Annotated in this window: 15 protein-coding genes; 3 read left to right on the top strand and 12 right to left on the bottom strand. The window is 64.3% G+C overall.

Annotation, left to right across the window (positions count from 1 at the left end; translation table 11 throughout):
- The first annotated feature begins 54 nt into the window (after positions 1-54).
- The gene (locus P9239_RS00910) at positions 55-315 is read left to right on the top strand and encodes a hypothetical protein (protein WP_309748639.1); all 261 of its coding nucleotides are present in this window, start codon (positions 55-57) and stop codon (positions 313-315) included.
- A gap of 11 nt (positions 316-326) precedes the next feature.
- On the opposite strand, the gene P9239_RS00905 is transcribed toward P9239_RS00910, so the two are convergent.
- Both P9239_RS00905 and P9239_RS00900 read right to left on the bottom strand, forming a co-directional pair.
- Positions 327-869, bottom strand: a complete 543-nt coding sequence (locus P9239_RS00905) for a hypothetical protein (protein WP_309748638.1) — start codon at positions 867-869, stop codon at positions 327-329.
- A 136-nt stretch (positions 870-1,005) separates the two neighbouring features.
- Positions 1,006-1,701 (bottom strand): response regulator transcription factor, encoded by a 696-nt coding sequence (locus tag P9239_RS00900; RefSeq protein WP_309748637.1) that lies wholly within the window; start codon positions 1,699-1,701, stop codon positions 1,006-1,008.
- Positions 1,702-1,879: 178 nt separating this feature from the next.
- On the opposite strand from P9239_RS00900, the gene P9239_RS00895 reads away from it, so the two are divergent.
- On the top strand, positions 1,880-2,332 hold the full coding sequence (locus tag P9239_RS00895) for a histidine kinase (protein WP_309748636.1): 453 nt from the start codon (positions 1,880-1,882) through the stop codon (positions 2,330-2,332).
- Between the two features lie 8 nt (positions 2,333-2,340).
- Here P9239_RS00895 and P9239_RS00890 read toward each other — a convergent pair whose 3' ends face one another.
- From P9239_RS00890 to P9239_RS00845, 10 genes are all read right to left on the bottom strand, one after another.
- Positions 2,341-3,270, bottom strand: coding sequence for an aldose epimerase (locus P9239_RS00890; RefSeq protein WP_309748635.1), 930 nt, complete (start codon positions 3,268-3,270; stop codon positions 2,341-2,343).
- On the bottom strand, positions 3,267-4,106 hold the full coding sequence (locus tag P9239_RS00885; RefSeq protein WP_404980179.1) for an ABC transporter permease: 840 nt from the start codon (positions 4,104-4,106) through the stop codon (positions 3,267-3,269). The genes P9239_RS00890 and P9239_RS00885 overlap by 4 nt, the downstream gene beginning before the upstream one ends.
- A gap of 68 nt (positions 4,107-4,174) precedes the next feature.
- The gene (locus P9239_RS00880) at positions 4,175-5,038 is read right to left on the bottom strand and encodes a sugar ABC transporter permease (protein WP_309748633.1); all 864 of its coding nucleotides are present in this window, start codon (positions 5,036-5,038) and stop codon (positions 4,175-4,177) included.
- Entirely contained in the window at positions 5,035-6,111 is a 1,077-nt protein-coding gene (locus P9239_RS00875; protein WP_309748632.1) for an ABC transporter ATP-binding protein, read from the bottom strand. The genes P9239_RS00880 and P9239_RS00875 overlap by 4 nt, the downstream gene beginning before the upstream one ends.
- Positions 6,112-6,186: 75 nt before the next feature.
- A complete protein-coding gene (locus tag P9239_RS00870) occupies positions 6,187-7,359 on the bottom strand; it encodes an extracellular solute-binding protein (protein WP_309748631.1) in 1,173 nt (390 codons plus the stop codon).
- A 333-nt stretch (positions 7,360-7,692) separates the two neighbouring features.
- A complete protein-coding gene (locus P9239_RS00865; RefSeq protein WP_309748630.1) occupies positions 7,693-8,628 on the bottom strand; it encodes a dihydrodipicolinate synthase family protein in 936 nt (311 codons plus the stop codon).
- 130 nt (positions 8,629-8,758) lie between these two features.
- Positions 8,759-9,451: a FadR/GntR family transcriptional regulator gene (locus tag P9239_RS00860; RefSeq protein WP_309748629.1), complete on the bottom strand. Its 693-nt coding sequence runs from the start codon at positions 9,449-9,451 to the stop codon at positions 8,759-8,761.
- A gap of 97 nt (positions 9,452-9,548) precedes the next feature.
- Positions 9,549-10,385 (bottom strand): 3-keto-5-aminohexanoate cleavage protein, encoded by an 837-nt coding sequence (locus tag P9239_RS00855; RefSeq protein WP_309748628.1) that lies wholly within the window; start codon positions 10,383-10,385, stop codon positions 9,549-9,551.
- Positions 10,386-10,430: 45 nt separating this feature from the next.
- A complete protein-coding gene (locus P9239_RS00850; protein WP_309748627.1) occupies positions 10,431-10,712 on the bottom strand; it encodes a DUF3303 family protein in 282 nt (93 codons plus the stop codon).
- A 177-nt stretch (positions 10,713-10,889) separates the two neighbouring features.
- The gene (locus P9239_RS00845) at positions 10,890-11,246 is read right to left on the bottom strand and encodes a hypothetical protein (RefSeq protein ID WP_309748626.1); all 357 of its coding nucleotides are present in this window, start codon (positions 11,244-11,246) and stop codon (positions 10,890-10,892) included.
- A gap of 331 nt (positions 11,247-11,577) precedes the next feature.
- On the opposite strand from P9239_RS00845, the gene P9239_RS00840 reads away from it, so the two are divergent.
- On the top strand, positions 11,578-11,796 hold the full coding sequence (locus P9239_RS00840; RefSeq protein ID WP_404980178.1) for an EF-hand domain-containing protein: 219 nt from the start codon (positions 11,578-11,580) through the stop codon (positions 11,794-11,796).
- Positions 11,797-11,806 lie beyond the last annotated feature (10 nt).

Raw genomic sequence — 11,806 nt, 5'->3', positions numbered from 1 at the left:
TTCGCACTGGCGCTTAACGGGTGCGTCAGCACGGACGACGCCCTTCTGAAAACCGTGCCGATAGGCTCCGGCACGTCGACGCTGGCGACGTTGGAGTTCACGAAGTGCGTCAAGACGCGGTGGACTTCCATCGCGCCGCGCGTGCGGGAATACGGCCTCGGCCCCGATTCGCTGGCGGTATCGGTTCCGGGACAGGGCGGTTCATCGGCCATATTGGTCGTCGCGCAGCCGGCGGCGTACGGCACCGGCTACACGATCTACGGCGACAGCGCGGCGGGCAGCCGCTACGTCACCGCGGCGCACGCCTGCGATTAGAGCCGCGCCCGTTACGACGGCTTGCCGTTGCGCATGTCGACACCCGCGAGGTGCGTCCCGACGATGCGCCCGATCAGATAGCCGTCCGACGCGCAGGCGTTCGTGCGTTCCTTGCCGTTCCACTGAATCTTGTACTGGTCGTCCTGCAAGTGGATGGCGGATGGATCGAATTTGCCGAGCTTGCCCTTGACCGGCTTGCCGCCGTTTTCGCGGACCGCCTCGCCGACGAGCCGGTTCCACGTTAGCGCATAGCCGTAGCGCACGCCGTCCGCAAAGGCGGTGTTGTCGCAGACCTGCGCGGGCGGCGTCGTCTTGACGGTGACGTGATAGCCGCTCGCCGCGCCGACGACGATCCGCTGTTCCGTCGGCCCCAATGCTTGCGCGGCTGCCTTCGCCGCCGCAGCAGCGGATGCCGCCTGCGCGGCCTGTGCCGCCGATGCCGCCGCGGCCGCATCGGCACTTTGCTGCTGATCGGGGAGCGGCGCGCACGCGGCCAGGGCGAGCGCCGTTGCAAGGGCGAATGCCGCACCGGCACCCTTCGTTTTCTGAATCATCGACCTGCTGTTCACCTGCGCGTTTCCCATCTCGAAATAAACCGGGCTCTACCTTACCATTCGGGCAGGAATCCTCGGAGTTTTGAGAAAAGGGGACGCAGTGGGCGCGCGACGCCGCCGTGGCCTCACGAGCCGCTCAGGAAGCCGACGACGTGTTGCCCATCGGCATTTCGATGCCGCGCCGCGCCATTTCGACGATCAGGAAGGTTCGCCGCGTCACGTGAAAGCGCGCGAGCAGGTCGCTGGAATATTCCTTGGCCGTGTTCTCGCTGATGTTCATCTTCCGCGCGATGGCCTTGTTCGACAGCCCTTGCAGCAGATAGCGCAGCGTTTCGGTGAGACGCGGCGGAAGATCCAGCGATTCGATGGTCACGCCCGCATGTGTCGACACGGGTTTCGGGCTGTGGCCGCCCTTGCCGAGCACGGTGTTCGGCAGATAAACGCGCCCGTTGAGAATGGTCTTGAGGGCTTCGCGGAACACGCCCGCGCCCTGCTCGCTTCCCTTCGAGATGAAACCGCACGCGCCGTTGCGAATGCATTCGAGCACGGTATCGCGGTCGTCCTGAGCGGACAGCATGATGGTCTGTACCTCGCGCTCCTCCTCGCGTATCCAGTTGAGCAGGTCCATGCCGGTGGCCTGGCCGCGCAAGTGATAGTCGAGAAACATGAGATCGTACGAATTCGCCGAGAGCTTCGCTTTCGCCTGCTCGAACCCATCGGCTTCGTCGATCTCGAGCAAGGGCTCGTTCGCCAGAATCAACGTCTTCATCGCGCTGCGCGTGAGCCCTTCGTCCTCTACCAGCAATACTGTTTTGAAGTATCCGTTTTCCATTGCGAGTCCCCGAGAACGCTTCCGATATTACGCGCGCCTGTCGCTCGTCGAACCCCTCCTTTCGAAGGGATACATTCGGCAGTCCCCGGAAATCGCCGGCGTTCCCCGCCCGTGCCGGGTTTAGCCGAGCGCGCGGCCGGCCGACACTGGACGCAACCGTCACCAAGAGGAGATTGCGATGCCAGCCCGCTTATCCGACGACGAAAGCGAATTCGCCCTCTGGCGCATCAAGCGGGCGCGCCCGGGCGATTCCGCGCGGCGCGTGCTGATCGCGCACAAGGACAAGTCCATCGCGGAGTCGCTCGCGGTGCAGCTTCGTCTGAAGGGACTGCAGGTCATTCATACGCGCGATCTGGTGTCGGTGCCCGCGCTGCTGCATGGCTGGCAGCCGCAGGCGCTCGTGCTGGACACGAGCCTCGACAGCGAATTCGGCTATGTCTTCATTCGCACGCTGCGCATGGACGCGGATGTCACCGGGCGCCTGCTCGTCGCGATGAGCAACGTCTGGCCCGCCGATCCGGTGCAGAAACTGAAGGAAGCCGGGTTCGACGCGCATTGCAGGCGTCCGTGCTCGACGTGGCGCATCGTCGATCTGGTCGATGCGTTCTTTTCCGCGCCGCTCGCGCGGTGAGCCGCGTGTCAGGCGCGGGCGCCGGCTCTCATGGCGAGCGATGCGGCGACTTCGCTTCCCGGCGCGATGACGACGACGCCCGTACCGCCGATACCTTGCGCGTCGAGATTGAAGCCGTCGCTGACATGCGAGACCGGCTCCACGCACAGATACGCACCGCCAGCCGGGCAATGCACGACCACATGCTTAAGCGCGCCATCCGCTGCGAGCGCGAGCGTGCGGCCGTCGGCATAGACAAGCGTAGCGCGGCCGTTCCAGCCGCTGAGATAGCGCGTGTAGCCGTCGCGCTCTTTCACATGACGGCTCGGCGGACGCTCGTCCGACATTCCCACCGCGATCTCCGCTTCGTGCCGCCAGAGCGTCGTGGCATCGAGTTCGGCTTCGTGCGCCGCGAAGTACGGATGGAAACCGAAGCCCGCAGGCATCGGACGCGGCGAACGGTTGATGACGCGCATCGACAGTCGCGCGCCGTCGGCGGTCGCTTGAATTGTCTGGATCGCCTCGAAGGTCCACGGCCAGCCGTGCTTGCCTTCGCGATGCGTGTAACGCAGTTCGATGCAATCGGCATCGTGACGTTCGACGCCCCATGCCGCGTACTGCCCGAAGCCGTGCAGCGCGTGCGCCATGCCGGGAAACGTCGTCAGCTCGACGCGTTCGCCGCCCGGCGCGGGAAATCGCGCGTCCCGCACGCGGTTGGAAAACGGCACGAGCGGATAGCTTCCGCCCTTCGGCCACGCGTCGCACGGCCAGCTCGACGCGGTGATCGGCACGAGCCACTCGTGCGCCCCGGCTTCGTCGTGCGTCGCGAAGCGTGTGATGCGCCCGCCAGCGGCAGGCGCCACTTCGATCACATGCGGCCCGCTCGCCACGCGAAGGCGCGGCTCGGCCCGTAATTCGATGACCGCGCGCATCGGCTGCATCAGCTTGGATGACGTCATTGCCGCTGCTCTTTCACGCGCGAGACGAGTTGCGTCGGACTGACGAATTGCAGCGCGATCAGCACCCAAATCAGCGTGATGGCCATATAGATCATCGCCATGGCGTCGATGGATTGCGGCGCGCGCACGCCCGTCGAGAACACCGCGTAGTACAGCGCGACGACGAGCGTTTGCGTCGTCGGCCCGGCGGTGAAGAACGTCAGCTCGAACATGCCGATGGTCCGCACGAGCACCAGCAGCCCGGCCGCGAGCATACCCGGCACGAGGAGCGGGAGCAGCACGTAGCGGAAATAGCGCACGGTGTTCGCCCCGAAAATGCGCGCGGCGGATTCCAGATTCGGATCGATCTGCTCGATGAACGGCGTCATCACCAGAATCACGAACGGCAGCGCAGGCACCAGATTCGCGAGAATCACGCCGGTCAGCGTGCCCGCGAGATGGAACTTGTACATGACCGTCGCCATCGGGATGCCATAGGTGACGGGCGGCACCATCAGCGGCAGCAGGAAGACGAGCATCGCGAAGCGCTTGCCGGGAAACTGCACGCGCGCGAGCGCATACGCTGCAGGCACGCCGAGCACGATGGACAGCAGCACCACCGCGCCCACCACTTCGAGCGTCACGAGCAGCACGCTCGACAACTGGAAGTCGCTCCACGCCTGCGCGTACCAGTGCAGCGTGAAGCCCTGCGGCAGCAGCGTGCCGAACCAGCGCGTCGCGACAGAGTTCACCGCGACCGTCGCGATGAGAAGCAGGACGTTGAGCAGGAAGAAGCCCATCGTGACCCAGACGAACGCCTTCCACACGCGGTCGCGCAGGCTCGCTTGCTGTTTCATGTTCTTGCCGGAGCGTTGAGTCGGCGCGGGCGCCTGCCAGGCGGGCGCCGCGCGGTTGTCGGTTACCATTATCCCTTCCCTCCGCTCACCGGGCCGGTGTAGAAGAAGCGGCGCGCGCCGAGCATGCCGCCCACGACCAGCAATTGCACGAAGCCCATTACGATGGCGATCGTCGATGCCAGCGAATAGTCGTAGCTTTCGAACGCAGCCTCGGACGCGGCGATCGAGATGACGCGCGTCGGGCCCGCGGGCGCGCCGAGCAGCACCGCCGACGGAAACACCGAGAACGCCTGCACGAACGAAAGGCACGCGGTCATCGTGAGGCCCGGCAGCAAGAGCGGCAGATAGATCTGGCGAAACTGCTGCCACGGACTCGCGCCGAGCGTGGCGGCGGCACGCGCGAGCGTCGGGTCGATACCCGTGACGTATGACAGCGTCAGCAAAAACGCAAACGGAAAGCCCGACACGATCAGCGAAATGAGCACGCCCCAGTAGTTATGCGTGAGGCGCACTTCGTCGCCATAGAGATGCAGCGCCTGAACCGCCTGCGGAAACCAGCCGTTCGGGCTGAAGTACGTGAGCATGCCGTCGGCAATCAGCACCGTGCCGAGCGTCACCGGAATGACGAGCAGCGTGGTCACGAACTTCTGATACGGCGACGAGCGCCGCAGCGCGAACGCGACCGGTACCGAGATGCCCACGTTGATGATGGTCGCGGGCACGGCCAGCTTCAGCGTGACGATGATCGTCGGCCACATCGACGTATCGGTGAAGAACGACACGTAGTTCGCCCATGCGCCGCCGCCGTTCATCGGATTGAACGACAGCATGAGCCCGTAGGCGAACGGGTAGATGAACAGCGCGATGATGAAGACGAGCGCCGGCGCGACGAGCCAGCCCTTCGGGTCGCGCTGCGCGGGAAGCGCGATCATTTTTCTTCTCCGTACACGAGCGCCTTCGCGGACGACACGCGCAGCACGATGCGCTCGCCTTCCGCGCATTCGCCCGCAATGCGCGCCCACAGCTTGCCGAACGCCGTATTCACGCGGATCAGCGAATCGCGGCCGCCGTATTCCACAGTCTCGACGTGCGCGTCGAACGCGTTCTGATCGCCGGGCGCGGCGCGTTCCATGTCTTCCGGCCGCAGCGCGACACTGACGTTCTTGCTGTCGAAGCCTTCCATCGGCGTGCCGAAGAGGCGCACGCCGTTCGCGCTCACCGCGACCGTGTCGCCCTGCGTGCCTTCGAGCGTGAACGGCGCGACATTGCGAAAGCCCATGAAACGCGCGACATGCAGGTTCTTCGGCCGCGAATAGACTTCCTTCGGCGGCGCGACTTGCTGCACGACCCCCTCCTTCATCACGACGATGCGATCCGCCATCGAGAGCGCTTCGTCCTGATCGTGCGTCACGTAGATGGTTGCGCGCTCCAGCTTGCCGTGAATGCGGCGGATTTCGGCGCGCATTTCAATGCGCAGCTTGGTGTCGAGATTGGAGAGCGGCTCGTCCATCAACACGAGCGGCGGCTCGATGACGATGGCCCGCGCAATCGCCACGCGCTGCTGCTGCCCGCCCGAAAGCTGGCCGGGGAGCTTGGCGTCGTGGCCGGTGAGCTGGACCAGTTGCAGCGCCGCTTTCGCGCGCTTGACCGCTTCCACTTTCGACACGCCGCGCATCTTCAGTCCGAAGCCGACGTTATCCAGCACGGACATGTGCGGAAAGAGCGCGTAGTTCTGAAAGACCATGCCGAAGCCGCGCTTTTCGGGCGGCAGGACGTCGATACGCTTGTCGTCGAGCCAGATGCCGCCGCCCGTCAGCGGCTGCAATCCGGCGATGCAGTTCAGCGCGGTGGATTTGCCGCAGCCCGACGGCCCAAGCAGCGCGATGAACTCGCCGCGCTGGATATTCAGATCGAGACCCTTCAGCGCGGCAAGCTGATGTCCCTGCGCGTTGGTGAAGCTGCGCGAGACCGAGTCGAGGCGCAACTGCTCAAAAGTGTGCTTCATGGCGATGTCCTGTTGCACGAGCGGCGACGCCCCCGATGGAGCGCCGCCGCCCGAAGCCCTGCGAGTGCGATGTGCTTACTTCGTCTTCTGCGCGCCGATTTCGCGGTCCCACTTCTGGAACGCGGCGACCATCGCCTGCGCATTCAGCGGCACCACGTGCGGCCGGTCGGACAGCAGCTTCGCGTACTCGGGGCGGCCGAACTTCTGGATCACTTCCTGGCTCTTCGCGGGCGCGGCGGACAGCGGCACGTCCTTGACTGCCGGGCCGGGATAGAAATAGCCGTCGTCATAAGTCAGCGCCTGCTGCGCCGGTTCCAGCATGAAGTTCATCAGCTTGTAGAGCACGTCGAGCTTCTCTTTCGGCACGCCCTTCGGAATCACCATGTAGTGCGCGTCGTTCACCCACGTCATGTTGTCGAACGCCTGCACCTTGAATTCGGCCGGCACGATGCCGAGCGCGCGCGGATTGATGTCCCATCCGGTCACGGTGACGGTCATGTCACGCGTGCCTTCGCCCAGTTCCTTCATCACGGCCGACGTGCCGCCCGGGTAGTAAGGGATGCAGTCGTTCAGTTGCTTGAGGAACGCCCAGGTCTTGTCCCAGCCGTTGACCGGGTCCATCGGATTCTTGTCGCCGAGCACATACGGCAGGCCCATCAGGAACGTGCGCCCCGGACCGGAGTTGGCCGGACGCGCGTAGATCAGTTTGTTCGGATGCGCCTTGCACCACGCGAGCAATTGATCAGGCGTCTTCGGCGGATCGCTGACCTTCGCCGGGTTGTATTCGAGCAGCGGGCCGGCGGGCATGTACGTCACTTCGAGACCGTAGCCCTGCGCGATGTCCTGCATCTTGCGCGGACCGGGCGCGTATTTGTCCAGCACGCCGGGAAAGACGGCGGCGTGCTCAGGCAGCAGCTTTTCCCAAAGGCCCTGCTGGATGCCGGCGGCGAGCGCATCGGTGCCGGTCACGACGAGGTCGATGTCCGAGCGGCCTGCCGCCTGCATCGCCTTGATCTTGCCCGGCAGTTGCGGCGCGGGCGCGTTGGTGAACGTGATGCTGGACACGAGATCCGGGTACTTGGCCTTGAACGCCTCGAAGCCCTTCTGCGTCAGTTGAAGATTGCCTGCGACGTCCACGATGTTGATCGCCACCGGGTCCGCCGCCTGCGCCGCGCTCGTCGCGAACGCCGCGCTCACGGCGACGCACAGCGCCGCCAGTTTCACTGACAGTCCTGCCTTGAAAGCCATGTTGTCTCCTCACTTCTCTCGCAACCACTATTGGGACGAGGTCCGGTCGCTTGTCGATTCTGTCGATGAATTCGATCGCCGGCCTGTTCGTGCTTCGTTCTGGATGGTGCTCGGTGCGCGGTCTCTTGGTCTGTCGGTCGGCGCCCTCGCGTCGTTATTAGCTCACGAAGCTGAAAAATAGCCAACTGAATCATCGTATGTCAAGCAAATTGGAAGCCGCTTCATCTGTTTCCCACGCGCGCATAGTTGCGATCGTACCTTTACAGGCCGAGCGCAGCGGGCGCCTGTCGGGATATACCCGGAGCGCGCCGTTACCTGACTTGTTTTACTTCTTTAACCGGCGTTTCCCGGGAGTGAGCGGTCGAAGGCGAGCAGCGTGCGCGCTTCGCGCTCGATGGCGGGAAGCGCGTGATCGGGCGTCGCCGAAAGAAGCGGCAGGATAGGACCCATGTTCGCGACACCCGATAGCGTGACCGCGTCATGCAGCACGCGAATGAGCGAAATTTCGTCGCGCAACGTCTCGAGCGGAAGAAAGCGGTCATAGAGCCGCTGCGCTTCGTCGGCGTGACCGGACTTTGCGGCGCGCAGCAGCGCCGTCACGGCGTGCGGCGCGATGCAGCCCGAACCCGTGGTCCACGCGGCTAGTCCGAACTCGCGCGTGTGAACGAGCGCCGGCCGCTCGCCCATGCCCGAGATTACTTGCGCCGCCGGCACGCTTTCGAGCAGCCGCCGCAGGAAAGGATCGTCGGAGGGATCGGGACGCACGATCGCATATTTGACGGCGAGCAGCGTGCCATCGCCGACGAGCGCAGCGAGCGTATCGACGTCGATGTATTGCTCGCTCTTGATATAGAGCGTGAACGGCATGCCGGCGATATCGGTCAGGCGCCGCAGGCCGGTCGCCACGCCTTGCGGCGTCGTGAAGCCCGCCAGCGGCAGGACCATTGCGGTGCGGTAGTCGGTCTGCGCCAGAATGCGCGACTGATCGAGCATCTTTCCGTAGTCAGGCCCGATCGCCGGGATCACGCGCGTCTGCGCACTGGTGATTCCGGCCAGCATGTCAAGCAGCTCGCGGTATTCACTGACCGCGACGTGGTACAGATTCGCATTGCCGCCATAGAGCAAGGTACGCACGCCGCCCGCCTCGGTATGCTTCACCAGTGCGCGGTTCTGTGCCTCGTCGAGCGTGTAGTCAGCTCGGCGCGCAAGCGGCGGCACGGCCATGACGCTTTCGGAGAATTCTTCGACTGCGATGGGTTCGACCCTCATGGCGCTTCGCTTCCTCATCCGAAGTGTGCGAGGAAGTTAGCAAGCTCGCCGAATGTTGTCAAACAACCTGGGCCGCCACTTTTGTTAACCGAGCGTTTCCCCCGAATGCGACGATGAGGTCGTATGACATCTAGTTGCCGAACATGCGTTCGAGAGCCCCGGCAAGATGCGCTTTCATCGCCTGTCCGGCCCGGGCGGAATCGCGGGCGCGGATCGCTTCGAGAACATCGAAATGCTCGCGCTGCACGAGCCGCTGCCGTTCGAGCGTCTTCACGAGCGAGAGATTGCGCGACAGGTTCATACTGAACACGACCTGCTCTTCGATGAACGACATCACGGTGATGAAGAACTGGTTCTTCGACGCGCGCGCGACGGCGAGGTGAAACGCGAAATCGTCGCTCGCGCCGATGCCCTGCTGCGCCTCCACCACGCGGTCCAGCTGTTCCCACGCTTGCTGAATGGCGCGCAAGCCGTCGTCGTCGGCCTTTTGCGCCGCCAGCTCCGCCGCGCCCGCCTCCGTGACGATGCGGAATTCGTAGCAACGCCGGATATCCGAAAGCGTTTCGAGCGGTGCGAAGCGCCGCACGTCCGGATCGGGGCGGCGGCCGACAGTCGTGCCGGAGCCGCGCCGCGTCACGATGATGCCGTCGGCGCGCAAACGCGCGAGCGCTTCCCGGACGGTCGGCCGGGACGTGGCGAAGCGGTCCGCAAGGGCGTGCTCGGTCATCAGGCGGTCGCCTTCCTTGAACTCGCCTTCGATGATGCTGTTGAGAATGTCGCTATAGATGCGGTCGGCCAGACCGGGCGACTTACGCTCGTTCATGTTCACGCTGGACGTGCTTGTCAGGGTAGACGACGATTGTAAGGCAGATTTTGCGGCAATTGGCCTTCCCTGATGCAGCACGTCCCGGCGAATCGTCTCAGAGAGACAGCAGCCTGCGCGCCTCCTTCGCGCTCGCCACCGGACGCCCATATTCCGCGCACAGCGACGCCACGCGGCTCACCAGTTGCGCATTGCTTTTCGCGAGCGTGTCCTTGTCCCAGCGCACGTTGTCTTCGAGACCCGTCCGGCAGTGGCCGCCCATCTCCAGCGTCCAGTGGTTGACTTCGAGCTGATGCCGCCCGATGCCTGCGGCCACCCAGGTCGCGTCCGGCAGATGCTTCTTCAGTTGCTCGACTTCGAACTCGAGGATTTCGCGCCGCGCGGGCAACGCGTTCTTCACGCCGAGGACGAACTGCACGTGCACCGGCCGCTTCAACAGGCCTTGATTGACGAGATCGACGGTGCTGTACAGCATCGCCAGATCGAAGACTTCGATCTCGGGCTTCACATTGTGATCGAGCATGAGTTGCGCGAGCGAGCGCACGAAGTCCGGCGGGTTCTCGTAGACGATGGTCGGAAAGTTCACGGAACCCGTGGCAAGCGACGCCATGTCAGGCTTTAGATCCAGCATCGCGCCGCGCTGCTCGAACGATCGTCCGCGCCCGCCCGTCGAGAACTGGACGATGATGTCCGGGCAATGCTTGCGGATGCCGTCCTGCAATTCCTCGAAGCGATGCCGGTCGGAACTCGACTGCTCTTCTTCGTCGCGCACGTGCAGATGCACGAGCGTCGCGCCAGCTTCATACGCTTCGTGCGTGCTTTCGATTTGCTCGGCGATCGTGATCGGCACCGCCGGGTTGTCCTTCTTGCGCGGCACGGACCCGGTAATGGCGACGGAAATAATGCACGGTTCGTTCGTAGTGGCTTGCGTCACGCTTGTCTCCTGTCCGGGATGTCCCCGATTTCGCCGTGAAAACGTCTAACGCCGGCCCGCCGCATCGGCGAGCAGCTTGCCGAGCTGTTCGTCCGTCATCGCGGGCATGATGTCCAGCGTGAACAGATCGGACCATTCGTAGGCCCATCGCGCGACCGCCTCGATGTCGTCGCTTTCGGCCACGCCGAAGCCGCGTATCGAACCGATGCCGTGCCAGCGCCCCAGCAAACGCACGCCGTCCGGCGGCGCACCGCCGCTTTGCAGGAACCGTTCAGCGGCCCGCTCGCGGACTTCGGGCAGCGCGGTCCAGGTGACGATAAACAACATGGCTCGGCCCTCCTTCTGACGATTGCCACGCAACCGGCGCGCGCGCCGACGTGGTTCATTCAGTATAGGAGTTGCGATTGCGTCATCGCAGGGTAAGCGCAAAGAGCGGTCCCGAGGCCGCACCGGCGCATGCCGCCGGTGAAATGCACTATGCTCAGTGCAACGCGCTCAATACGCTCAACGCACGGCCACGACCGGCGCGGCCATGACCGGCTGCGCGTACATCACGCGCACGGGCGGCGCGTACACGCGAACCGGGGCACCCACGACGACGACCGGCGGCTTGATCGGCAGAGGCGGCGGAGGCGCGATCATCGCGACAGGTTGTGCCACCGGTACGGCCACGACCGTGCGTGCAGGCAAATAGTAGTAAGGCGGCGCGGGCGGCGCATAGTAATAGACCGGGCGCGGCGGCGGCGCATAAACCACGGCGGGCGCGATATACGAGACCTGAACGGCCGTTCCCGCCGACGCGCTCTGCGTGCAGGTCAACGTAAAAGCGGCGGCGGAAAGACTGAGCAGACGGATGTTCATCGTGATGTCCTCTTGAATCGGCGGATGGAATCGCTGAAGCTGCGACCCGAGTAACGATAGCCAAGGAGAACGGAAAGCGTTAGCCGGAACTTGTGTCGCCGTATGTCGGCATGGCGCGTGAGTGCGGACCACGAAATATCTCGACATGAATCGTCACCCCGCTGTCATTGCCTTCGGCGCGCGGCTCCATAAAAATCTCTGTCACCGATCACTTCGCTTTGCACTGAACAAGGAGAACGTCGTGCAGAAGATTGCCGCCTTACTCGCTTAATTGGCCACGTGCCTCGCCCTGCTTTCCACTCACGCATTCGCGCAAACCGCGACGCAGCCGATGGGCGCGAGCCCGCACGTCGAACGCGGCATGCAGATGCTGCAAACGCGCTTCGCGCAAGCGAACGTCACGCACGACGGCAAGCTCACGCGCGATCAGGCATCCACCGGCATGCCGATGGTCGCGAAGCACTTCGACGAAATCGACACGCAGAAGAACGGCTACGTGACGCTGCCGCAGATCGAAGCCTTCATGCGCGCGCACGCCGCGCAACGCTGACCGGGACGAC

The organism is Caballeronia sp. LZ062 (assembly GCF_031450785.1).
Classification (GTDB): Bacteria; Pseudomonadota; Gammaproteobacteria; order Burkholderiales; family Burkholderiaceae; genus Caballeronia.
This window is presented reverse-complemented; position numbering and strand designations above follow the sequence as displayed.